This window comes from Streptomyces sp. A2-16 (assembly GCF_018128905.1).
GTDB lineage: Bacteria > Actinomycetota > Actinomycetes > Streptomycetales > Streptomycetaceae > Streptomyces.
On the sequence record NZ_CP063808.1, the window covers coordinates 4,053,442 to 4,076,746 of the forward strand.

A 23,305-nucleotide genomic window follows, 5' to 3' on the forward strand; every position below is an offset into this window, starting at 1 on the left:
TAACGGACGGATCCCGTGGCCGCGGTTCCTCGTCTAGCCAGGTGGTCACCGAGTGACCGGGGAATCGACGAGGAACTGCGCGAAAGCGGGGCGGACATGGCACGGCACGGCGGGCGGGGCTGGAACGGCAAGGTACTCGGGGCGGCGCTCGGGGTGACGATGCTCGCCGCCGGTGCGTCTGTGTGGACCGCGCAGGCCGGTGCCGTAGGAGCCACGTCGCCCAAGTCGACCACGTCGGCCACGCCAGGCGGTGCGGTGAAGCCGGTCGCGGTGACCATCGCGCACGCCTCGGACAAGGGGGCGCGCGGCGTCAACATCACCATCGACGACGGCCCCGACCCGGCATGGACCCCCCAAGTCCTCGACGTGCTGCGGGAGTACGGGGTGAAGGCCACCTTCTGCATGGTGGGGACGCAGGCGCAGGCCCACCCGGACCTGGTGAAGCAGGTGGTCGCCGCCGGACACCGGCTGTGCGACCACTCGGTGTCCCACGACACCACCATGGACAAGAAGTCCGAGGCCTACCAGTCGCAGCAGATCCTCGACGCCGAGCGGATGATCACCCAGGCGTCCGGTGGCGTACGGCCCATGTACTACCGGGCCCCCGGCGGCGCCTTCACCCCCTACAGCCGCAAGCTCGCCGCCTCCCGCGGCATGCGTCCGCTGGGATGGAACGTGGACTCCAAGGACTTCGAACGGCCGGGCGCGGCCGCCATGGTCGCGACGGTCGAGCGTGAACTTCCCAATGGCCCGACCGTTCTCTTCCACGACGCGGGCGGCGACCGCTCGCAGACCGTCGAGGCCCTGCGCGAGATCCTGCCCCGGCTCAAGGAACAGGGCTACTCCTTCGGGTTTCCCGTCCGCTGACCGCGGCAGCCGCCACCGGCTCGGGTGCATGGGCCGGCCGCCGTGCGTACCTCGAACGCCCCGACGACCGCGTGAATCCCGCACCAGGACGCCACCCCGGTGCGGGACTTCACCAGACCCCGGCCTTCCCGCGTCGATCCCGGCCCAGGTCCCGGCCCTCCCGCGTCGATCCCGGCCCCGGCCCTACCCGACGAAGTCCGGTTGCCAGGGCAGGACACGGAAGTCGCCGGTGCCGTTCTTCACACGCTCGAACGGTGCCGAACTCACGCACTTGGGCAGGTCCTTCGTCTCCACGGGGTTGCCCACGGAGGCCCAGCTGTAGCCCAGCCGGTCGTGTCGGCCCACGTCGTGCACGGTGAAACCGACCCGCTTGCCCTTCGCCCCCGGCAGGTCGCTGCCGGTGATGATCCCGGTGGCGACCGCGACCTTCCCGCCGGTCACCAGGCAGTCGATCTTCCCCTTGGCCCAGGCCCCCTCGCCGTTGAGGTAGTGGCTGAAGCGGAACGTCCCGGTGGCTTTCGCCGGATCCATCCGGTGCTCGGCGGCCAGATGCGCGTCGAAGGTGAAGGTGATGTCGTCCCCGAGAGTGCGGGAGAGCTTGGCGGACCCGGTCAGGGCTGCCGCTTTCCGCGGCTCGCCGGGAGAGTCGGTTCCGGCCGAACGGCCGAAGGCCGCGGCGGAGGCGGTGCACGCGACGGTGATCAGGACGGCGGCGCCAACGGCGACACGGATGCGCGGAGAAGCAGACGCATTGCGGCTCATTCGCTGGTCCTTCCTCGTGGGTGACGCCCGTGCTCCGCGGGCGCCTTGACAGGCTCCCGTGAGCTGACGGGGTCTCACATCGCCCGCCGTGCTGACGTATCGCTCCCTCACCCGGCGCACACGAGTGATCGCTGTGCGCCCGCAGAGGTACGTCCGCCTGCGCCCCAGGTCCCACTCGGAGGCTGTGACCGGCACGCACTCGATGACCGTCACGCACCGGGTGAGCGGCGCTCCACGTGCGCGTGTCCACGCCCTCCACGCCCTCCACGTATATGCCGTCTGCGGCCGACGCGGTCCGCCGTCGGCATGCGCTGTCAAGGACTCGCGGCTGCCCCGGCCGTCGTCCCGCCCGTCGAGGGCGCGTTCTCGCCCGTGCCGTCCTCGGCCTCCCAGCGCAGCAGGTCGCCCGGCTGGCACTCGAGCACCTCGCAGAGCGCGGCGAGCGTCGCGAAACGTACCGCCTTGGCGCGGCCGTTCTTGAGTACCGCCAGGTTGGCGGGAGTGATCCCCACCCGGTCCGCGAGTTCGCCCACGGACATCTTCCGCCTGGCCAGCATCACGTCGATGTCGACGGCGATCGGCATCAGATCACCTCGTCCAATTCGGCCTGCATCCGCGACGCCTCGACGTCGCGGGCGACGGCCTGGGCGAGCAGCATCCGCAGTACGAGCACGATGAGAGCGACTCCCAGGATGGCCACGCCGATCCCGGCCATGATGACGGTGACGCCCGGGTCGTCCCGCTGGCCCGGCGCGTTGACGGCGGTGACCGCGAACCATACGAGGGAGGCCGCCACGATCGCGCCGATCACTCCGTCCACGTACCGGAAGGCGGCGGGGGAGAACACGGTTCCGCGTCGGACCATCGTCACCAGCCGCCCCACGCAGACGACGGCCACCTGGACCGACCCCATGCCCAGGATCGTGATCACCCGCAGCGCGGTCAGCGGAAGCGACCCGTCCTCCGGGTCGTTCCCACTGATCAACGTCCACACCATCAACGCCTGCACGAGCACGGTGCCGACGAGCACCATCACGAGCACGACGCGCAGCGCGCTCACCGTCAGCTTTCCCATGACCTACCCTTCCATCGAATCGCGATGGAAATCTATCGAATATCGATAGGTCAGGCAAGAGGGTGCGCGGATGAGACCGAAGGGGTGTGGATGCTGAGGCTGCTCGGTTTCTTCGACGACTTCGGTTACCCGGGCGAGTTGGCCACCGGGACCCTGGCGGACCACGTGCGCGCGTCCGGCGAACCGGACGAGGCGGGGATCGTGGAGTACCTGGACGCGGGTCATCACCTCACGCACTTCATGGAGGCGGGGGTCGACGTCCTCACGGGTGAGGTGCACCGGCACACGTCCGGCTGTTCGTCGCTGGTCATCAATGGCTCGTGGGTGTGGCGGGCGGACTTCGCGCACTGTCTGGAGACGTATCACGTGCCGCTGCCCGCGGCCTTCACCGCCCGTGTGCGACAGCTGCGCCATCGGATGCCGGACCTGGTCGGCGCGGACTTCGCGCCGGCCTTCGAGGAGATCGTCCTGGGGTTCGGATGGGCGACTGCGGAGCCGTGGGGCGTGGAGAAGGTCCTGCCCCCGCCGCCGCGCACCGTGGCGACCCGTCAGGAGTTCGCCGCACGGAGTCGGCAGGAACGGCCTGTCGGCTCCTGGGGCAGGGCGCCACGCAAGCCCCGCGCGAGCGGCCGCCCGTGATCTGAGCCGCGGGACGCCGCCGTCATGGTGCGGTGAGGCGTCGCAGCAGATTGAGCAGGGTTGCGCGGTCCGCGGCGGGCAAGGCGGAGAAGCAGTCGTCGAGGACTTCGTCGGCCACCTTGTGGCCGGCGGCCAGGACCTGCTCGCCGGCAGGTGTGAGGTGGTGTTCGATGCGCCGGCCGTGTCCGGGACGGCGCTCCACGAGGTTCTGGGCCGTGAGGCGGCCGGCCAGTGTGCCGAAGGCCTGCTCGGTCTGAAAGGTCGCCGAGGCCAGCTCGCGCGCGGATGCTCCGGGGGAGTTGCCGATCGCGCGCAGGGCGTCCCACTGGGCCAGTGTCGTGCCGACGGCCTGGAGGGCGCTGTCGAGTGCCCTGTGCTGTCGATATTGGGCCTGCTTGACCGCTCTGCCGAGTTCTTGCAGCTCACCGCGCATGCTCCGAGTCTACGCCATGACCAAGCTAGCTTATATAAAGATGTTTAGTTACAGTGTCCGGCATGCCTACCAACGCATCAGCCCAGTACGCCGACCTGTCCCTCACGCTGTCGGAGGCCGGAGCCGGCAGGCCGGTCCTCGTCCTGCACGGCGGCGGAGGCCCCGCCACCGTCACCGGCCTGGCCCGACACCTCGCCCGCACCGCCCACACGATCACGCCGGTGCACCCCGGCTGGGACGGCACCCACCGCCCCGCACGACTCGCCCGCATCGACGACCTCGCCCGCGCCTACCTGCACCTCCTGGACGAACGCCGACTGCGCGACGTCCTCGTCGTCGGCTCCTCGCTCGGAGGCTGGACGGCCGCCGAGATGGCCGCGCGCGACACCACGGGGTGCATCACCGGTCTCGTCCTGATCGACGCGGTCGGCGTGCACATCGAGGGGGAGCCGATCACCGACTTCTTCGCCCTCGACGCCCGCGGTGTCGCGGAGCACTCCTGGCACGACCCGGACCGCTACTACCTCGACCCGGCCGGCATACCGGCCGAGGAACTCGCGCGCAGAGGGGCCAACATGGCCACCATGCGTGTCCTGGCCGGTGACCCCTACATGCACGACCCCACCCTGCTGTCCAGGCTCGGACGGATCCAGGTGCCCACTCTCGTCCTGTGGGGCGAGAGCGACCGCGTCGTCACCCCCGCCTACGGAGCCGCGTACGCCGACGCGTTCGGCAACGGCCGGTTCGAGGTCATACCCGAGGCCGGCCACCTCCCGCAGATCGAACAGCCGGACGCCACCTTCGCCCTCATCGACGCACATCTGCGCCGGACGGACGCCTTGCCGGCCTGATCGCCCACCTCGATCGGCGACGCCGTCGGAGTGACCGGGCAGGCCGCCCGGCGACGGCACACACCCCACGCCTTCGAGCGGTCCACCGAGCTCAACCGGCACAGCATCGTGCTCGCGCAGGAGGCCGCCCGCACGCACAAGCACGACACCATCGGCACCGAGCACGCGCTGCCCGGCGACTGGCGACCGCGGCGACCGTGCCGTCGTACGGGCCGATGGCAGGGGTGGGACGGTGGGCCCGGGGTAACCGCGTCAGTACGGAGACCTTTTCGTACAGGACGGGAAATCTCGTCGACCTTCTCGGGAGGACAGTCGTGCCTGGCATGTTGGAGAAGATCAAGCAGTTCAGCAGGAGCCCGCAGGGGCGACGTACAGCGGAGCAGGTGCGCAGGGCCTCGGCCGACCCGCGCCGACGGGCCCAGGCCCGGCAGCTGCTAGGCAAGCTCCGGGGGCGGCGCCACTGAACCTTGATGCGCTCGCCGCGGTGGGGCGCCCGACCGGGCGGCCCGCCTGAGAGGACACCGAGGCGAAGCGCACCGCATCCGTGGACACGGCTGCCGGGGAAGACAGATCACCTGGTGTGCTCATGGGGCGGGAAGGAGGTGCGGAGGTGTGATGACCGACCTTCGTGACCGGCTGGGGCAGGCCGTGTTCCGCCGAGTCGCCGGTCCGGACGGGCCCGCCAACCGCGCCCGTATCCACGACACGCCCGGACCCCGCTGGTTCGGGCAGGACCGTCCCATTCGCACCGTCCACGGCGACGCGTCCATGTTCATCGGCGGGCTCAGCGCTCTCCTTCTGCAGTCGCTGCACCCACTCGCCATGGCCGCCGTGTCCGCGCACTCCGGATTTCGCGGCGATCCCTGGGGGAGACTGCAGCGCACCAGCACCTTCCTGGCCGTCACGACCTACGGCACCGCCTCCGACGCCGGACAGGCCGTCGAACGAGTGCGCGCCATCCACCGGCAGGTGCGCGGGACCACCACCGAGGGCCTGCCGTACCACGCGGCGGATCCGCATCTGCTGGGCTGGGTGCACGCGGCCGAGACGGACAGCTTTCTGCGCGCGCACGAACGCTACGGGGCCCGGCCGCTCGACGCAGCGGGGTACGACGCCTACGTGGCCGACACCGCGCGGGTGGCCGAAGCGCTCGGCGTGCTCGACCCACCCCGCGATCGCCGGGCCCTGGCCGGACTGCTGGCCACGTACCAGCCGGAGCTGCGAGCCACCCCGGAAGCCCGGGCCGCCGCCCGGTTCCTGCTGCTCCACCCACCCGTACCGCTTGCCGTGCGGCCCTTCTACGGTGTCCTGGCGGCGAACGCGGTCGCGCTGCTCCCGGGGTGGGCACGGGGTGTTCTCCGACTGCCCCGGGTTCCTGTCGTGGAGGGTCTCGCGGTGCAGCCCGCGGGTCAGCTGCTGACGCACACCATCCGCTGGGCCATGGCCCCGGGGCGGCCGCGCCCGCGTCCGGAGTGAGGTTCGCAGGCGCGGCCCGCGGGACGGGCGTGACCGGGCCCCGCACGGGGTGCGGGGCCCGGGTGGTCAGCAGGTCGCGTTGGTCTGGGTGAGCAGGCCCAGCCGCCAGGGGAGGCTGTTGTAGTCACCGCCGGCGTCGGGGTTCTTTCCCTGGTACAGGTACTGGAGCTTGCAGGCCGGGATCGTGAGTGTCTGGTCGTAGCCCGCGCGGATCATCTCGCCGTGACTGATGTCCCGACTCCAGGCACCGGCGGGGAAGGTCACGTTGTTGGACCTGGCGAACGGGTTGCCCTCGGACGCGGCCAGCGGCGACCACGAGCCGGCGAGGCTGCTCGACGTCCAGGAGCGGAAGTAGCGCCCGCCGTCCGAGCCGATCGCCTCGACCAGCAGCAGGTACTGATTGCTGCCCTGCACCTTGTACACATTGCTCGCTTCGAACAGGGCGTACTTGGAGTCCTGGGCCGCGATGACCGTGTTGGTGAAGCCGTTCGGGAACTGGCCGACGGTCGTCTGGGAGCGGTAGAGGTGCCCGTTGTCGTCCGAGGAGAACAGGTAGCAGTTGGCGCTGTCGCAGATCACCCACATGTCGACCCAGTAACCGTTGCCGATGTTCTGCCGGATGATGTCCGGCATCGACGAGTAGAAGTTCCTCGGGGCGCTCCACCCGTTGGGGTTGCTGATGTCGGGGTTGGTGGAGTACGACGCGTTGCCGGTCTGGTAGACGAGGTACCACAGGCGCTGCGGGGCGTTGTAGAAGACCTGCGGCGCGGCCCGGTACCCGGTGCCGATGGCGGTGCGGTCCAGGTAGTGGTGCGTGGCCGAGCCCGCCTGGGACCAGTCGGAGAAGCTCAGGTACACCAGGTTGTACCCGGAGGCGTTCGCGGTGCTCGCGAACACGTGGTACTTGCCGTTGTAGTAGACGACCGACGGGTCCTTGATCCCCGCGATGTTGTGCGTCGAGTCCGACTTCGGCGCGATCAGGGCGCCGCTCGAACTCCAGCGGAAGGACGTGGGGAGTGCGGCGGCGGACCGGGTCGCAGGGGCGTCCGCCCGTCGTACCGCGGCGCTGCCGCCCATCGCCGTGAGCGCCGACTGGTAGGCGGGCTTCTTGTTGCCGTTCCGGTCGAACAGCAGCGGGTTCTCACCGCTGCGCCAGGAGTCGCTGTCGCGGATGCCCCAGACGGTGATGCCGGTGCAGCGCGCCACGTTCATGCAGGCCCGTACCGTGTTGGCGTACGCGGCCGTCGGGGCCTGCGCGATGTCCAGCTCGGTGATCTGGACGTCCACGCCGAGCGCGGCGAAGTTCGACAGGGTCGTCTGGAAGCTCGACGGCGGTCCGCCCGCCCCGAAGTGCGACTGGAGGCCGACGCAGTCGATGGGCACACCGCGGGACTTGAAGTCGCGCACCATGCGGTAGACGCCCTGGGTCTTGGCGTCGCTCCAGTTCTCGATGTTGTAGTCGTTGTAACAGAGCTTGGCCGAGGGGTCGGCCGACCGTGCGGTGCGGAAGGCCTCCTCGATGAAGCCGGTGCCCAGCACGTCCCGGAAGACCGAGCTGCGCAGCTGCCCGCTGCCGCCGTCGGCGAAGGCCTCGTTGACCACGTCCCAGGCGTAGATCCTGCCCTTGTAGTGGTTCATCACCTGGGTGATGTGGTTGTTCATGACGCTGCGCAGGGTGTTGGCGTCCCTGATGGCCTTGACCCAGTCGGGCAGTTGCTGGTGCCAGACCAGGGTGTGTCCGCGCAGGCGCTGGGCGCGCTGCGAGGCCCGGTTCGCGATCTGGTCGCCGGGGCCGAAGTTGAACTGGCCGCGGGAGCGCTCGATCGTGTCCCACTTCATCTCGTTCTCGGGCGTGACCGAGTTGAACTCCCGGTCCAGGATCCCGGTGTACGTGCCGTCGCCGAGCCGTCCTGCGGCCACGGCGGTGCCGAAGTACCGCCCGGACTGGGCCGCCTGGGCGCCCAGCGTGGAGGCGCGGACGGCGTCGGGTGCGGCGCTCGCGGCACCGGGTGTGACCAGGGCGGCCACGGCCAGCAGGGATAACACCGAGGCTCGGCGACGGCCGAGCCGTTTCAGCGGGTTCATGGTTCTCCTCGTGCGGGTGAGTGGGGGGTTGCGCTGTGCGATCGACGGGATGGGTTCAGGGCGTCGACAGTTCGAACCGGGGGAAGCGGACCGCGCCGCCGAGCGCCTGGGTGGCGTGGTTGAAGAGGGCGAACCGGTAGCCCATGAAGAAACGCCAGTCGTTGCCCATCGAGAAGGCGGGCCCGAGCCGGGTGAAGCGGGTGCCGTCGGTGCTGTAGGAGAAGGTTCCGGAGCGTGCCGCGCCGGGGCGGATGTCGGCGGTCGCACGCAGCCAGACGCTGCCCCCGGAGAGGGCCGCGCTCGCGAGCTCGCTGCCGGTGCCCGTGGTGTTCCAGCTGCCGTCCATGGTGAGCCCGCCCACCATCACCACGCGTGCCGTCCCGCCCTCGCGCTTGACGCCGATCCACGCGGAGGAGTCACGCAGCAGCGCGAGTCCTGCCCGGTCGCCGTCCCGCATCGACGAGTGGTCGAGCTGGACCGTGGCGGTGGAGGTGGGGCCCTGGATGCGGTGGGTGAGGGTGTTGCGGGCCCAGTACAGGTCGTTGGTGACGGTCGCGGTGCGCAGGGTCAGGCCGTTGCCGGCCGACCACTTGGTGTTGTCCGGGTTGTGGTTCCACTCCCACCTCGGCTTGAGGGCCGTGCCGTCGAAGGTGTCCACGCCGGTCATGGGGGTGACCTGGCGGGGCGGGGCGGGAACGGCAGGGGCGGGATACGAGGCGCCCCAGGCGCCGTTGACCAGTTGGACGACGGGCCAGCCGTCCGAGGTCCAGCTCACCGGCGCGAGAGCCGGCACCCGGCCGCCGGGGTAGGCGTCCACGAAGGCCATGTAGTACCAGGCGCCGCCCTGCGTCTGCACCAGTCCGCCCTGGTGCGGGACCCCGCCGCCGGGGATCGGGCCGCGCAGGTCGAGAAGGACCTGCCGCATCGTGTAGGGGCCGAAGGGGCCGCCCGACGACTTGAGGATGTACTGCCCGTTGGCCGGGCGGGTCAGGAAGATGTAGTACTGACCGTTGATCTTGTAGAAGCGGGAGCCCTCCAGGGTGCCGACACTGGACGGCGTGGTGAACACCTGCTGGGTGCGGACCTGGTTGCGGCCGTCGGGCGAGAGCTGGGCCACGCTGATGGTGGTGTTGCCGTATGCCACGTACAGGGTGTCGTCGGTGTCGACGAGCAACCCCGCGTCGTAGTACGGGGTGTTGATCGTCGTCAGTCTGCTCCACGGTCCCTCGACGGCTGTGGCGGTGTAGAGGTAGGTCCTCGCGAAGTCGATCTGACCGAGCCAGTAGAACGTCCTGTTGCTCGGACGGTAGGCCAGCGAAGACGCCCAGATCCCCCGCACGTAGCCGCGGGCGCCGTTCAGGTCGTACTTGGCGCCGAAGTCGAGGACGGGCACCGAGTGACCGGCGATCTCCCAGTTCACCAGGTCGTACGAGCGCAGGACCGGTGCGCCGGGGGAGTAGTGCATCGTCGAGGCCGAGGCGTAGTAGGTGCCGCCGACGCGGATGACGTCGATGTCCGCGAAGTCCTGCCAGATCACCGGGTTCGTGTACGACGCGGCGGCGCCGGCGGGGGAGTTGCCCGCCGGCGGCAGGAAGGAGCCGGCGACCAGCCCGCCGACGGTGGAGAGGGCCTGTCGTCGATCCATATTTTGGCCAGGACATGACATATCCATGTGTCGTTCTCTCTGCGAGGGAGCGCTGTGGGGGCGGGGCTGTCCTGCTCGTTCGAGAGTGCGAACGCCGACTGATGCGCCGAGCAACCAGGATGATATGAGGCTGACACATCCCGTCAATGCCTCTCGCAGGATTCGCTGTTGAGGCCGAAATGTTTCGACGATTCAAGCCCTCGACGAAGTCGATGTGAACGCCGATCGACCACTCCCACGGTGTTGACATGCTCCGCACGCTCTCTAGCATCCGTACAGCCATCGATCCGAAATCTGCCCGAAATTTCGAACTCTCGGCATCTGTCATATGCATGACATAAGACGCCGCCGAGAGGCCGTCATCCGCTGTCTACTGGAGGAGTCCACCGTGCCCCGACCAACGGGCAGACGCCTGTTCCGTGTCTTCGCGGCCGCCGCCCTGGCGGTCGCCGCGTCCCTCACGGCTTCCGCCCGCACCACCGCCTCGGCCGCCCCCGGCAGCCCCGCACTCACCCCGCCCCTGGGCTGGAACAGCTGGAACAGCTTCGGGTGCGGGATCACGGAGTCACAGGTCCGCCAGGCCGCCGACGCGATGGTGTCCTCGGGCATGCGGGATGCCGGCTACCGGTACGTGGTGGTGGACGACTGCTGGTTCGACCCGCAGCGCGACGCGGCCGGCGCCCTGCGGGCGAGTCCGACCAAGTTCCCGAGCGGGATGAAGGCGCTGGGGGACTACATCCACGGCAAGGGCCTCAAGTTCGGCATCTACCAGGTGCCCGGCGAGCGCACCTGCGCGCAGACCAGCGGCGCCTATCCGGGGTCCACGGGCAGCAGGGGCCACGAGGCCCAGGACGCTGCCACCTTCGCCTCCTGGGGCGTCGACTACCTCAAGTACGACTGGTGTTCCTCCAGCGGCACCCGCGACGAGCAGGTCGCGCGGTTCACGCTGATGCGTGACGCCCTGCGCGCCACCGGACGGCCCATCGTCTACAGCATCAACCCCAACAGCTTCCACGCGATCACCGGCGCCACGTACAACTGGGGCGAGGTCGCCGACCTGTGGCGGACGACCGAGGACCTGCTCGACATCTGGCAGAACGGCAACACCAACAGCTACCCGATGGGCGTCGGCAACGTCCTGGACATCACCGCACCGCTGGCGGCCCAGTCCGGCCCGGGCCACTGGAACGACCCCGACATGCTGGTCGTGGGACGCCCCGGCCTGTCCCTGACGGAGTCCCGCTCCCACTTCGCCCTGTGGGCGCTGCTGAGCGCACCCCTCATGGCGGGCAACGACATCCGCACCATGTCGGCCGACGTGAGCGCGATCCTGCGCAACCCCCGCCTGCTGGCGGTGAACCAGGACGCGCTGGGCGCGGGCGGACGCAGGGTGCGCGACGACGGCGACACCGAGGTGTTCGCCAAGCCCCTGTCCGACGGCTCGGTCGCGGTCGGCCTGTTCAACCGGGGCGGCGGCACCGCGACCATCAGCACCACGGCCGCGCAAGTCGGCCTGTCCGGCGGGCCGTTCACCCTGACCGACCAGTGGACCGGCGCCACGTCCAGCACGTCCGGGCAGATCTCGGCGAGCGTCCCCGCGCACGGCGTGGCCGTGTTCCGGGTGAGCGGTGGCAGCCCGCTCGCCGCCACCACCTCCCGGCTGCGCGGCAACGCCTCCGGCCGCTGCGTGGACGTGGACAACGCCTCCACCGCGGCCGGGGCCACGGCACTGCTCTGGGACTGCCACACGGCCGCCAACCAGCTGTGGACCACCTGGGCCGGCGGCGAGATCCGCGTCTTCGGCGACAAGTGCCTGGACGCCTACAACCAGGGCACCGCCAACGGCACCCGGGTCATCACCTGGCCCTGCAACGGCCAGAACAACCAGAAGTGGACCCTCGGCTCCGACGGGACGATCCGCAATGTCCACGCGGGGCTCTGCCTCGATGTCAACGGGTCCGGCACCGCCAACGCAACCCCGCTGGTGCTGTGGAGCTGCAACGGCCAGGCCGGCCAGAAGTGGAGCCGGGCGTGAGGAACGCAGCGCACCCGGCCACGGCCCGTCCGCCCGTCAGCGTCCCCCGGAGGCCGCGATGACCCCCGCCCCGCCGTCACCCGCGACCGGCACACGGCTTGCCCGGGCGGTCGCCTGGACGCTGGGTCTCCTGCTGGCGTTCACCGTCGTCCCCGCCGCGGTGCAGGCCCCGGCGGCCCGGGCCGACAACCCCATCATCCAGCACCTCTACACGGCCGACCCGGCCCCGCTGGTCCACAACGGACGGGTCTACCTCTACACCGGGCACGACGAGGACGGCTCCACCTACTTCACCATGAAGGACTGGAGGGTGTGGTCCTCCGCCGACATGGTCAACTGGACCGACCACGGCTCACCGCTCAGCCTGGCCACCTTCAGCTGGGCGTCCGCCGACGCGTGGGCGGGGCAGGCCGTCGAGCGCAACGGCCGGTTCTACTGGTACGTGCCGGTGAAGAACCGGGCGACCGGCCGGATGGCGATCGGCGTGGCGGTGTCGAACAGCCCTACCGGACCGTTCCGGGACGCCCTCGGCCGACCGCTGGTGGAGAACGGCGAGATCGACCCGACCGTGTTCGTCGACGACGACGGCCAGGCCTATCTGTACTGGGGCAACCCGAATCTGTCCTACGTCAGGCTGAACGCCGACATGACCTCCTACTCCGGCGCCGTCACCAGGATTCCGCTCACCACCGCGGGATTCGGCACCCGCACCGGTGACCCGAACCGTCCCACGCTCTACGAGGAGGGACCCTGGGTCTACAAGCGGAACGGCCTGTACTACATGGTGTTCGCGGCCAAGTGCTGCTCGGAGTTCATCGCCTACTCCACGGCGCCCGGCCCGACCGGGCCCTGGACCTACCGCGGGACGGTCATGCCCACCCAGGGCAGCAGTTTCACCAACCACCCCGGGATCGTGGACTTCAAGGGCGGTTCGTACTTCTTCTACCACAACGGCGCACTCCCGGGCGGCGGCGGCTTCACCCGCTCCGTCGCGGTGGAGAGGTTCTTCTACAACGCCGACGGCACGATCCCGGTGATCGGCATGACGAACGGCGGCGCGCCCCAGGTCGGCACGCTCGACCCGTACACGCGGCAGGAGGCCGAGACGCTCGCCTGGGGCTCCGGTATCGAGACCGAACCGGCCGGCGAGGGCGGGATGAACGTCGGCTGGATCGACAACGGCGACTACCTCAAGGTGAAGGGCGCTGCCTTCGGGGCGGGCGCTTCCTCCTTCACCGCACGCGTTGCCTCGGGCAGTTCGGGCGGCACCGTCGAACTGCGCCTGGGCTCGCCGAGCGGGACGGTCGTGGGCCGGTGCGGTGTGCCGAGCACCGGGGGCTGGCAGGCCTGGACGACGGTGACCTGCCCGGTCGCCGGCGCGGCCGGGACGCAGGACCTCTATCTGCGGTTCACCGGCGGCAGCGGCTACCTGCTCAACATCGACTGGTGGCGGTTCACCCCCAACACCCCTTGACCGGAAGGGAAGTCGCACCATGAAGAGAACAAGAAGCCTGTTATGGCCCGCCGTGGTCGCGGTGCTGGTCGTGCTGAGCACGGGCGGCACGGCGCTGGCCCGCGGCCAGGGCGAGACCACCGGACAGACGGTCTCCGGCACGGCTGCCGGACCCTTGCGCGCCGCTGCCGCGAGCCCGGGCTGCGGCAAGGCGCCCACCCTCACGAGCGGCACGTACACGATCCAGAGCGGCGGCAAGAACCGCAGCTTCATCCTGAAGGTCCCGGACGGCTACGACCGCAACCGCCCCCACCGGCTGGTCTTCGGGTTCCACTGGCTGGGCGGCACCTCCACCGACGTCTCCACCGGCCGCACGGTGGAAACCGGCACCTGGGCCTACTACGGGCTCCAGCGACTGGCGAACAACAGCACCGTCTTCGTCGCACCGCAGGGCCTCAACAACGGCTGGGCCAACTCCGGTGGGGAGGACGTCACCTTCGTCGACGACATGATCCGGCGGATCGAGGCGGACCTGTGCGTCGACACCACCCAGCGCTTCGCCCTCGGCTTCAGCTACGGCGCCGCCATGTCGTACGCCCTCGCCTGTACCCGTGCGACGGTCTTCCGCGCGGTCGCGGTGCAGAGCGGCGGGCAGCTCAGCGGATGCAGCGGTGGCACCCAGCCCATCGCCTACCTCGGAGTGCACGGCCTCAGGGACAGCGTGCTCGGCATCTCCGGCGGGCGGACGATGCGGGACAGGTTCGTCCGGAACAACGGCTGCACCCCCCAGAACCCGCCCGAGCCCGCCCAGGGCAGCCTGACGCACCGGGTCACCACCTACTCGGGCTGCTCGGCCGGGCATCCGGTCGCCTGGGCGGCCTTCGACGAGGGACACATCGCCGCTCCCCAGGACGGAGCCCCCGGTGACAGCGGCAGGACCTGGGTGCCGGGCGAGGTCTGGAAGTTCTTCACCCAGTTCCAGACCTCCGACCCCTCACCGGGGACCGGCACCTGCCGGGTCACCGACAACGTCAGCGCGTGGAACTCCGGACTGACCTCCACCATCACCATCACGAACACCGGTACCACCGCGATCGACGGCTGGTCGCTGGCCTTCACCCTGCCCGGCGGCCAGGCCATCACCTCCGGCTGGAACGCGGCCTACTCGCCCGCCTCCGGCCAGGTGACGGCCAGGAACCTCGCCCACAACGCCACGATCGCTCCGGGCGCCTCCGTCGGCATCGGCTTCCAGGCCGTCCACACCGGCGACACGGCAGCGCCCAGCTCCTTCACCCTCAACGGCACTGCCTGCACAGCGAGTTGACGGAGATGGTCAGGCGGGTCGGTGACTCCCGGAGGCGAGGTACGCGGCCGTCGGGAGGACCGACCCGCCGTCGAGCGGAACGGCCGACGCGGCGCCGGGCGGCACATGAGCGCCCGGCGCCGGTCCTGTCATGCCTGGCCGCAGGCCGTGCCGTTGAGACTGAACCCGCCCGGCCCGGTGAAGGCGCCGCTGTAGGTGCCCTGGAACCCGAAGGTCTGGCTGCCGCCGGGGGCGATGCTCGCGTTGTGCGCCAGCCCGCTCGCCGTGACGGATCCCGAGGTCGCGGAGAGGGAGGCGTTCCATGCGCTGGTGACGCTCTGCCCGGAGGGCAGGGTGAACGCGAGGCGCCAGCCGTCGACGGGTGCCGAACCGGTGTTGGCGACGGTCACGTTCGCGGTGAAACCGCCCTGCCACACGTTCGTCGCGTACGACACCGTGCAGGCGGTGCTGCCGCCCGGGCCACCGGGGCCGGCGCCCGTGTTGACCGACGAGGAGAAGGAGTTCACCGCAAGGCCCGCGCCGTTCTGCCAGGGTTCGAACCCGGCCTGGACGCTGGTGAGATACCAGCTGTTCTGTGCCAGCCCGCGGTTGACGGCCTGCCGGACGAAGTCCATCACGTCGAAGCTCCAGCTGCCGATCGCCGACGGGGTGACGAAGGAGATCACGTCGTTGGTGCCGTTGCCGCCCTGCCACACCTGCCAGGTCCGTCCGCCGACGGTGGCCGTGGCGACCTGCGAGCCGATGGGCTGGATCGGGCCGACCTTGTTGAGCCAGATCATGATCTCGGTCCGGTTCACACCGTCGGTGCGGGGTGTCGGGTCCAGCCAGATGTCGTACGAGGCGTTGTAGACGGCGTCGCCGACATAGCCGTACGAGATGCTGCTCGGCGCGCTGGAGATGCGGGAGAGCTGCGCGGGGAGGTTGGTGCCCGGCGAGCAGTTGGTGTAGTGGCAGCCGTAGAAGAGGGACGGGTACGACTTGGGCGCGCCGGTCGTGGGGACGGAGCCGTCGGCCCGGGTGAGCCGGAAGCCGTTGCCGGTGGCGGTGACGCACTGGGGGTCGTTGGTGCCCCAGCGGTTGTTCTGGACGACGTAGCGCCCCTGGACGACGGTCGAGCCGAACTGTTCGCAGACCGTCGTGTCGGCGTGGGCCGGGGGCGTGGCGACGAAGAGCGCGGCGATGACGGCGAGTGTGCCGAGGACGGCGCCCCAGGTGCGGCGGGGGGTGCGGGAGATGCGTGACAGGGGTTGCATTCGGTGCCTCTTTCCCGAGGTGGGGCCTAGGTCGAGGGTTCTCGGGGCGCTCCTGCTCGCCGGATTTGGGAGCGCTCCCATGCAACGTTCTGTTCGGACTGTAGAGAATCGTCATGTACCTGACAAGAGAAGGGACATGTCGTGTCGGCCGACGTCGATGCCGTGGGTGGCCGCCACCGGCCGCCCACGGCGCCGACTCCTGTCGCTACAGCGCGGTGAAGGTCCACAGCAGGTTGGTGCTGCTGCCGTAGGTCCATTGCTTGGTGACGGAGCCCGAGGAGACGTTGCCGCCGCCGTCGAGGACCAGGCCGGTGGTGCGGTTGGCGATCGAGTAACGGTCGCCGCCCCGGGGGGTGATGGTCCACTGCTGGTTGGTGCCGCCGTTCCACGCGGCCTGCCGGGCGGCTGACCCGTCCGCGGTGGCGCCCCAGCCGTCGGCGACCATGCCGTTGGTGCGGTTGACCAGCCGGTAGTAGCCGCCTGCCACGGCCTCCGCACGCCACTGCAGGTTCGAACTGCCGTCCCAGGTCCACTGCTTGAGGTTGGAGCCGGACGCCACGTCGCCGCCGCTGTCCAGGGCGAGACCGTCGGTGACGTTGGTGATCCGGAAGTACGTCGCCGGGTTGAACTGGACCCTCAGCGAGGTGATCCGGTCGTTGTTGCCGGTGGCCCGCAGGTCGGGGTTGTCGGCGGTGAACGTCCAGGCGGTGCCGGTGAAGTTGTCCCCGGAGTAGCCGATCACCTGGTATCCGGGAGCCGGCCGGAGGGAGGAGACGGTGCCCGGTCCGGGCCCGGCCGTGCTCAGGTCGGCCGCGGTGTAGTCGCCTACGGTGAGCACGGCGGCCCTGCCGGTGTAGGAGACGTCCGTGAAGACGACGGCGCCGGCCGACGGCCGCAGTGCGGGGATCGCTCCGGAGAAGGCGAGCTTCAGCACGTACGCGCCCGCGTCGTACGGCGCCGAGGACGGCAGGGTGACGGTGAGGCCCGTGGAACTCTGCGTCGGTGTGGGCAGGTCGATGTAGGTGCCGGCGGTGGAGCCGAGGAGCTTCACCGAGGTCAGCGACGAGAGGTTGATCCGGTCCGAGCCGAGGGTCTTGATGGTCAGTGAGCCGCCGGGCCAGCCCAGGACGCTGGCGTACAGGACGTCACCGGCCTTGTTGCGGGTGAACCGGATGTCCTGCGCCGTACCGGCGGTGGGGTTGGTGAAGGCGCCGCCGCCCATCTTCGTCGGGCCCTCGCCGTACGCCGTCCAGGCGCGGGTCCCGTACACCGACTCCCCGAAGCGCTTCAGGTGGTCACCCATGCCCAGCAGGATGTCCTTCTGCGCCTGGGGGATGGTGCCGTCGGCCATGGGCGCGATGTTCAGCAGGACGTTGCCGTTCTTGCTGATCCGGTCCAGGAACGAGTGCAGCATCTGCTGGATGCTGTAGTAGCCGATGCCCTGCGTGTAGCACCAACTGCTGCTGGAGATGCTGTCGTCGGTCAGCCAGTACGGCGTGGTGAGGTCGGCAGGCCCGCCGCGTTCGTAGTCGAAGACCTCCCCCTTGCCGTTCATGCCGTCCTTGTAGGTGGCGACGACCTCTTTGCCCCAGGAGTTGGCCTGGTTGTAGTAGTACGAGAGGAAGTTGAGGCGCTGCTGCTCGTCGACCGCGGTGAGATTGAAGTCCTGCCAGAGGATGTCGGGCTGGGCCCGGTCGACGACTTCCTTGAGCTTGTCGTACCAGAGCTGGTTCTCCGCGGTCGAACCCAGCTGCCCGTACAGCTTCTTGAGGCTGGGGTCGGTCTGCGCGGGGGCGAACTGGTAGAAGCCGGTGAAGTTGTACGCGTGGTGCATGGCCACCAGCAGCTTCAGGCCCCGGGCGCGGATGGCCGTGGAGAACAGCCGCAACAGGTCGAGGCCCGGGCCCTTGTTCACCGAGTTCCACTCGTTGACCTGGCTGTCCCACATGGAGAAGCCGTCGTGGTGCTCGGCGACCGGCCCGGCGAACCTGGCACCGGCGTCGACGAACAACTGCACCCACTCGTCGGGGTCGAACTTCCCGCCGGCCGACTTCAGCTTCGGCGCGAACTTCACGCTGTTGCCTGCCAGGTCCTTCGCCCCGTTGATGAAGTTGTGGTACGGCCAGGCGGACGGCTGGCCGTAGGTCGCGATGTGATGCTGGTTCGCGTTGCTCCCGGCCTGGTACATGTTGCGCGGGTACCACTCGTTGTCGTACGCGGGGACGCTGAAGACGCCCCAGTGGAAGTAGATGCCGAACTTGGCGTCCTGGAACCACTCCGGGGCCGGCGGGTGCTGGTCGACCGAGTTCCAGTCGGGGGTGTACGTGGTGGGGGCCGCCTGGGCGGCGCCGGCGCCGAACGCACCTCCGGCAACGGCCGCCGCGGCCACGAAGGTGGCACCGGCAAGCAAGTGGCGTCTGCTGATCGAACTCGACATGGAGACATCCCTGGGGCGTGAGGGGCCGCTTGTTACGGATGAAGGTCCGCCATGGGTCAGCTGAATGTCAATCAGTTTGCAGGGATGAAAGTTCCTTTACCGCTAGGCTAGTTGCCCTACTTGTTCGCCTTTGCTGGGTAATTGGATCGACCAGACATCGCATGTCTGCCCCTCTGTGAGGGGGTGACCGGCTGGGCCCGCTACGCGCGTCCCAGTATCATCGGCGTCATCTTCGGCACGGGGGCCGCTTACGGGGTGATCTCCGCGTTCGGGGGCCGATCGGGTCGGACGTGCTCGCTGAGCACCGTGGGGAAAGGGATGCGCGGTGTCTCTGACGGACAAGGCGATCGAGCAGATCCGTGAGCTGATCCGGACCGGGGCCCTGCCGCCCGGCTCGAAGCTCCCCCCGGAGCCGGACCTGGCCGCCCAGCTCGGACTCTCCCGCAACCTCGCCCGAGAGGCGGTCAAGGCCCTGGCCGTCGCGCGGGTCCTGGAGGTCCGCAGGGGCGACGGCACCTATGTGACCAGCCTTCAGCCGAGCCTTCTCCTGGAGGGCCTCGGCGGCGCGGTGGAGTTGCTGCAGGGCGACTCGGTGGCTCTGCGGGACCTGATGGAGGTACGGCGGCTCCTCGAGCCGGTCGCCACCGCTCTCGCTGCGACCCGGATCTCCGACGACCAACTGGCCGACGTCAAGAGCCACTTGGACGCCATGCGTGAGGCCCGTGACGACGTCGAACGGCTCAACGCCCATGACGCGGCCTTCCACCGGGCCGTCGTATCGGCCACCGGCAACGAATCCCTGCTCGCGCTCCTGGAGGGCATCTCCGGTCGCACGCTGCGGGCCCGGATCTGGCGCGGCCTGGTCGACGCCCAGGCGGCGGGCCGCACCCTCGCCGAGCACGAGGCGATCTTCGCCGCCCTGTCGGCGCGCGACGCGTCCCTCAGTCAGGCGGCCGCACTGCTGCACGTGAGCAACACCGAGCAGTGGCTGAGGGAGCACCTGCGCTCGGTCGAGGACATGCCCTTGGGTGCGACCACGGGCTGACGGCGAGTGGGACGCGCTGATCCCGCCGATTTACCGAAAGCCATTCGGTAAGGTCCCGGTGGTGCGCCGAGGGAAGTCGGACGCCAGTCCGCGTCCCACACCCTCTTCCCCCGAGGAGTCGCTGATGACCGCCGCCTTCCACGTCCTGACCACCGGTTACGCAGACGAGCGGGTCGCCGGAACCGTGACTCTGCTCGTCGACGGATCCACGGTCGCGATCGTCGACCCGGGCATGGTCGCGGACCGCCGGCTCATCCTGGACCCGCTCACGCACCACGGGCTGATCCCGCAGGACGTCACCGACGTGATCTTCAGTCACCACCACCCGGATCACACGCTGAACGCGGCCCTGTTCCCCGAGGCCCGCTTCCATGACCACATGGCCATCTACCGCGACGACGTCTGGGAGGACCGTGACGCCGACGGCTACCGGCTCTCCCCTTCGATCACGCTCATGACGACTCCCGGCCACACCGCACAGGACGTCAGCACCCTGGTCACGGCCGCCGAGGGCCTGGTCGTCCTGACCCATCTGTGGTGGACCGCCGAGGGTCCGGCCGACGACCCCTTCGCCCCCGACCGCGAGCAGTTGCGAGCCGCGAGGGAGAAGGTCCTGGCCCTCGGCCCGGCCCTCGTCGTGCCCGGCCACGGAGCGCCGTTCGTGCCGTCGTCGTCGACGCCGCTCTGAGGCGCCGCGGGCGGTCCTTCTGCGGACCGGGCTTCAACGCTCCGCCGGTCGTCGTGACGCAGGGGGACAGCCGGCGGGCGAGGCCGTCGGTCCGAACCGGCCAGGACCGACGGCGTGGCGGCGGCGAGCCCCGTGATGCCGTCCGAGGACGGCGCCCTCCACGGTGATCGTCCACCCAGGGACGGCACCGCAGGACAAAGGCACCGCCGACCACCTGCACCGGCTGCACGACGACGTGGGCCCGAGGGCGGAGCGCGGCACCGGTCGGCGGGAAGCGTCGGGCCGGCTCATGTGCCCGCCGGCTCCGCTCGGGCCGGCTCGGGCGTCAGATAGTCCTCCGTGATCTCCTTCGGGCCGAACGGCCACACCTTCTCGAAGCGCGCCCACAGCACGTACGCCACGCAGCCGAGGGCCAGCCACGCCAGCGACCACTCGATGGGGTGGCGGCCCGGCGAGTTCTTGTCCGCGTAGCCGTAGATCACGCACCAGCCGACGAAGGCGATGACGCTCGGCACCGGGTAGAGCCACATCCGGTACGGCCGCCTCAGCGTCGGTTGGCGCCTGCGCAGCACGCTCAGCGCCACGATCTGGGCCAGGGCCTGGACGATGACCATGACGGTCGTGAGCAGCTGGATCAGGGTCGCCAGGTCGGTGTGGCGGCCGATCAGGAACCCGATCGCGGTGATCACGCCCATCGTCGCCAGGCCGAGGGTCGGGAAGCGGTGCTTGGGGTGCAGCTTGGCGTAGGGCCGGAAGAAGACCCGGTCGCGCGCCGCGTCGTAGGGCACCCGCGAGCCGCCGAGCAGGCCGGTGAAGACCGACGCGAAGGCCGTGATCAGGATGAGGACGGTGACCGTGTCGGCGGCCCCCTTGCCCCAGGTCTCCTCCAGTACCGCCGAGGCCACCGAGGTGGAGGCGATGTCCTTCGCGTCCGTCATGCGGTGCCAGTCGATCACGCCCAGCGTGCCGATCTGGAGGAGCAGGTAGATTGCCATGATGCCCAGGATCGAGAAGATGATCGAGCGGGGCAGATTGCGGCCCGGGTCCTTGATCTCGGCGCCCATGTAGGCGGTGGTGTTGTAGCCGAGGTAGTCGTAGATGCCGATGGTCAGGCCGCCCGCGAAGCCGATCCAGAAGGTGTTGCTGCCGAGGTCGAAGGCGTGCGCCGGGTAGGTGAAGGCGAGGTGGGCGCTGAAGTCGCTCGCCGCGGCCACGATGACCAGCAGCACCGAGGTGATCATGACCGCCCACATCACGGCCGTGATCCGCGCGATGTGTTCGATGCCCCGCCACAGCAGGATCACGACCAGGGCGATGACGCCCAGGCCGACCAGGTCGCCCGGGGTCTGCCCCAGGTCGGGGGCGAGGTAGCCCAGGTACTGGACGAAACCGACCACGCCGGTCGACATGATCAGCGGGATGAAGAGCATGGCCGTCCAGACGAACAGGAACGGCATCAGCCGTCCGGTGCGGTACTGGAAGGCCTGGCGCAGATAGACGTAACTGCCGCCGGAGCCGGGCATCGCGGCTCCCATTTCGGCCCACACGAGCCCGTCGGCCAGTGCGAGGAGCGCGCCCGCGATGAAGCCGACCACCGCCTGCGGGCCGCCGAACGCGGCGACCATCAGCGGGATCGTGACGAACGGTCCGATGCCGCACATCTGGCTCATGTTGATGGCCGTGGCCTGGAACAGTCCGACGCGACGGACGAAACCACCGCTGGGCGGCGGGCTACCGGACATGGGGGCTCCTGGGGTGGTGAGGCGCGACGAGGGTGAGCTGCGGCGTGCGGGCCGGTATCCGGTGCTGTTGGCCGATAAAGTTAAGGAGCCTTACTTGATGCGTCAAGAGGGGGCTCCCTGTGCGTGAGAATGGTGTGATGGCCGCCGGTGACGTCGTGGAGCAGCAGGAGCAGCCCTGGAACCGGCAGCGGCTGCGCAGCACCAACGAGCGGCTGCTGCTGGAGCGGCTGCGCGCGGCCGGCCCCGCGTCCCGGGCGCAGCTCGCCCGCGAGAGCGGCCTGTCCAAGCCGACCGTCTCCAGCGCGCTCGCCGCACTGGAAGCGGCCGGACTCGTCCGTGAGGTGGGCACGCACGTGCCCGAGCGCGGTCGTACGGCGGTGCTGTACGCGCCCGACCCGTCGGCCGGCCATGTCCTCGGCATCGACGTGGGCCGCAGCTGGCTACGCGTCGCGGTGGCCGACCTGGACGGCACCGTCGTCGCCCGCTCCGACGTGCGCAACCAGGCCCGCAGCTCGGGCGCGATGGCCGACCTGGTGGTGTCGACGGCCCGGCAGGTGGTCGCAGGCTCGGGCACGGCGGCGGGCGAGGTGGTGCACGCGGTGGTGGGCACGCCCGGTGTGTACGACGAGGAACGCCACCGGGTGCGGTACGCGATGCACCTGCCGGGCTGGGGGCGGGCCGGGCTCGTCGACCGGATGCGCGAGGAGCTGGGCGTGCCGCTGGAGGTGCACAACGACGCCAACCTCGCCGCGCTCGGTGAGTACACCTACGGCGTGGGGGCGGGCAGCCGGCTGTTCGCGTACATCCTCATCGGCACCGGTCTCGGCATGGGGGTGGTGAGCGAGGGACGCCTGTTCACGGGGGCGCACGGTCTCGCCGGGGAGATCGGGTTCCTGCCGTGGCCCGGGCGGCAGAAACCGGAGCGGCTGGAGGACGCGGTGTCGGGCGTGGCGGTCGTGGAGGCGGCGCGCCGGTTCGGCATGCGGGGACAGCTCACCGCGAAGGCCGTGTTCGACGCGGCCCGGCAGGGAGACGAGGCCGCGGTCCAGGCGGTCCGGCTGGAGGGCGAGCGCATCGCCCACACGGTGGCCGCGGCGGCCGCCGTCCTCGACCCGGACCTCGTGGTCCTCGGCGGGGGAGTCGGCCACAGCGTGGACCTGCTGCTGAAACCGGTGCGCGACAACCTCAGGGCCCTGACCCCGCTGCGTCCGAAGCTCGCTCCCAGTCGGCTGGGCGAGGACGCGGTCCTCCTCGGCGCGGTGGCGACGGCACTCGGGACGGCCCGGGAGGTCGTGTTCGAGCGTCGCTCGGCGGTGTCCTGACCGCGCCGTGAACTGCCGCTCGCAGGAGACCTGTTGGCGTGTCACGGGTGAACCTGGCTGGTGGGCTGCGCCGGCGAGGAGACCGGTGAGGGGGCGCCGGACGGCGTCGTAGGCGGCGGCCGGGGTGGGCGGGTCCGGGGACTGGGCTGCCGGGTTCTCCGGTGCTCGTGCGG

General features: G+C 70.1%; 20 protein-coding genes. 11 read left to right on the forward strand and 9 right to left on the reverse strand.

Features of this window, described 5'->3' with window-relative positions; genetic code table 11:
• Nucleotides 1-96 precede the first annotated feature (96 nt).
• Complete coding sequence (locus IOD14_RS18245) at nucleotides 97-867, forward strand: polysaccharide deacetylase family protein (RefSeq protein ID WP_123993424.1); 771 nt, start codon at nucleotides 97-99, stop codon at nucleotides 865-867.
• A 183-nt stretch (nucleotides 868-1,050) separates the two neighbouring features.
• Here IOD14_RS18245 and IOD14_RS18250 read toward each other — a convergent pair whose 3' ends face one another.
• The 3 genes from IOD14_RS18250 to IOD14_RS18260 all read right to left on the reverse strand — a co-directional run bounded on the left by IOD14_RS18250 (nucleotide 1,051) and on the right by IOD14_RS18260 (nucleotide 2,704).
• A complete protein-coding gene (locus IOD14_RS18250) occupies nucleotides 1,051-1,629 on the reverse strand; it encodes a hypothetical protein (protein ID WP_123993423.1) in 579 nt (192 codons plus the stop codon).
• Between the two features lie 314 nt (nucleotides 1,630-1,943).
• Nucleotides 1,944-2,213, reverse strand: coding sequence for a helix-turn-helix transcriptional regulator (locus tag IOD14_RS18255; protein WP_123993422.1), 270 nt, complete (start codon nucleotides 2,211-2,213; stop codon nucleotides 1,944-1,946).
• Nucleotides 2,213-2,704 (reverse strand): DUF2975 domain-containing protein, encoded by a 492-nt coding sequence (locus IOD14_RS18260; RefSeq protein WP_123993421.1) that lies wholly within the window; start codon nucleotides 2,702-2,704, stop codon nucleotides 2,213-2,215. The genes IOD14_RS18255 and IOD14_RS18260 overlap by 1 nt, the downstream gene beginning before the upstream one ends.
• A gap of 90 nt (nucleotides 2,705-2,794) precedes the next feature.
• On the opposite strand from IOD14_RS18260, the gene IOD14_RS18265 reads away from it, so the two are divergent.
• Nucleotides 2,795-3,343 (forward strand): hypothetical protein, encoded by a 549-nt coding sequence (locus IOD14_RS18265; protein WP_123993420.1) that lies wholly within the window; start codon nucleotides 2,795-2,797, stop codon nucleotides 3,341-3,343.
• 22 nt (nucleotides 3,344-3,365) lie between these two features.
• Here the strand turns inward: IOD14_RS18265 and IOD14_RS18270 are convergent, their stop codons facing one another.
• A complete protein-coding gene (locus IOD14_RS18270) occupies nucleotides 3,366-3,776 on the reverse strand; it encodes a MarR family winged helix-turn-helix transcriptional regulator (protein ID WP_123993419.1) in 411 nt (136 codons plus the stop codon).
• Nucleotides 3,777-3,838: 62 nt separating this feature from the next.
• On the opposite strand from IOD14_RS18270, the gene IOD14_RS18275 reads away from it, so the two are divergent.
• The 3 genes from IOD14_RS18275 (at nucleotide 3,839) to IOD14_RS18285 (ending at nucleotide 6,103) form a co-directional block, all read left to right on the forward strand.
• Entirely contained in the window at nucleotides 3,839-4,627 is a 789-nt protein-coding gene (locus tag IOD14_RS18275; RefSeq protein ID WP_123993418.1) for an alpha/beta fold hydrolase, read from the forward strand.
• Between the two features lie 314 nt (nucleotides 4,628-4,941).
• Nucleotides 4,942-5,091, forward strand: coding sequence for a hypothetical protein (locus IOD14_RS18280; protein ID WP_174269360.1), 150 nt, complete (start codon nucleotides 4,942-4,944; stop codon nucleotides 5,089-5,091).
• 151 nt (nucleotides 5,092-5,242) lie between these two features.
• Nucleotides 5,243-6,103 (forward strand): oxygenase MpaB family protein, encoded by an 861-nt coding sequence (locus IOD14_RS18285; protein ID WP_212670788.1) that lies wholly within the window; start codon nucleotides 5,243-5,245, stop codon nucleotides 6,101-6,103.
• A 66-nt stretch (nucleotides 6,104-6,169) separates the two neighbouring features.
• Here the strand turns inward: IOD14_RS18285 and IOD14_RS18290 are convergent, their stop codons facing one another.
• On the reverse strand, nucleotides 6,170-8,188 hold the full coding sequence (locus IOD14_RS18290) for a non-reducing end alpha-L-arabinofuranosidase family hydrolase (protein WP_212670789.1): 2,019 nt from the start codon (nucleotides 8,186-8,188) through the stop codon (nucleotides 6,170-6,172).
• Between the two features lie 55 nt (nucleotides 8,189-8,243).
• Entirely contained in the window at nucleotides 8,244-9,833 is a 1,590-nt protein-coding gene (locus IOD14_RS18295; RefSeq protein ID WP_212670790.1) for a glycoside hydrolase 43 family protein, read from the reverse strand.
• Nucleotides 9,834-10,221: 388 nt separating this feature from the next.
• On the opposite strand from IOD14_RS18295, the gene IOD14_RS18300 reads away from it, so the two are divergent.
• Genes IOD14_RS18300 through IOD14_RS18310 form a run of 3 tightly spaced genes read left to right on the forward strand, consistent with a single transcriptional unit; the run spans nucleotide 10,222 to nucleotide 14,645 of the window.
• Nucleotides 10,222-11,868 (forward strand): RICIN domain-containing protein, encoded by a 1,647-nt coding sequence (locus IOD14_RS18300; protein WP_212670791.1) that lies wholly within the window; start codon nucleotides 10,222-10,224, stop codon nucleotides 11,866-11,868.
• A 58-nt stretch (nucleotides 11,869-11,926) separates the two neighbouring features.
• Nucleotides 11,927-13,342 carry a glycoside hydrolase family 43 protein gene (locus IOD14_RS18305; protein WP_123993414.1) on the forward strand — a complete coding sequence of 472 codons (1,416 nt, stop codon included), beginning with the start codon at nucleotides 11,927-11,929 and terminating at the stop codon, nucleotides 13,340-13,342.
• A 19-nt stretch (nucleotides 13,343-13,361) separates the two neighbouring features.
• Nucleotides 13,362-14,645, forward strand: coding sequence for a cellulose binding domain-containing protein (locus tag IOD14_RS18310; protein ID WP_123993413.1), 1,284 nt, complete (start codon nucleotides 13,362-13,364; stop codon nucleotides 14,643-14,645).
• Between the two features lie 128 nt (nucleotides 14,646-14,773).
• On the opposite strand, the gene IOD14_RS18315 is transcribed toward IOD14_RS18310, so the two are convergent.
• A complete protein-coding gene (locus tag IOD14_RS18315; RefSeq protein WP_212670792.1) occupies nucleotides 14,774-15,898 on the reverse strand; it encodes a cellulose binding domain-containing protein in 1,125 nt (374 codons plus the stop codon).
• Nucleotides 15,899-16,103: 205 nt separating this feature from the next.
• Nucleotides 16,104-18,335 (reverse strand): alpha-L-fucosidase, encoded by a 2,232-nt coding sequence (locus IOD14_RS18320; RefSeq protein WP_212670793.1) that lies wholly within the window; start codon nucleotides 18,333-18,335, stop codon nucleotides 16,104-16,106.
• Between the two features lie 325 nt (nucleotides 18,336-18,660).
• Between IOD14_RS18320 and IOD14_RS18325 the strand changes: the two genes are divergently transcribed.
• Both IOD14_RS18325 and IOD14_RS18330 read left to right on the forward strand, forming a co-directional pair.
• On the forward strand, nucleotides 18,661-19,380 hold the full coding sequence (locus tag IOD14_RS18325; RefSeq protein WP_123993410.1) for a FadR/GntR family transcriptional regulator: 720 nt from the start codon (nucleotides 18,661-18,663) through the stop codon (nucleotides 19,378-19,380).
• Between the two features lie 124 nt (nucleotides 19,381-19,504).
• Nucleotides 19,505-20,068: an MBL fold metallo-hydrolase gene (locus IOD14_RS18330; protein WP_123993409.1), complete on the forward strand. Its 564-nt coding sequence runs from the start codon at nucleotides 19,505-19,507 to the stop codon at nucleotides 20,066-20,068.
• A gap of 287 nt (nucleotides 20,069-20,355) precedes the next feature.
• Here IOD14_RS18330 and IOD14_RS18335 read toward each other — a convergent pair whose 3' ends face one another.
• Entirely contained in the window at nucleotides 20,356-21,810 is a 1,455-nt protein-coding gene (locus tag IOD14_RS18335) for an APC family permease (RefSeq protein ID WP_123993408.1), read from the reverse strand.
• A 137-nt stretch (nucleotides 21,811-21,947) separates the two neighbouring features.
• Between IOD14_RS18335 and IOD14_RS18340 the strand changes: the two genes are divergently transcribed.
• Nucleotides 21,948-23,132 carry an ROK family protein gene (locus tag IOD14_RS18340; protein ID WP_123993407.1) on the forward strand — a complete coding sequence of 395 codons (1,185 nt, stop codon included), beginning with the start codon at nucleotides 21,948-21,950 and terminating at the stop codon, nucleotides 23,130-23,132.
• Nucleotides 23,133-23,305 lie beyond the last annotated feature (173 nt).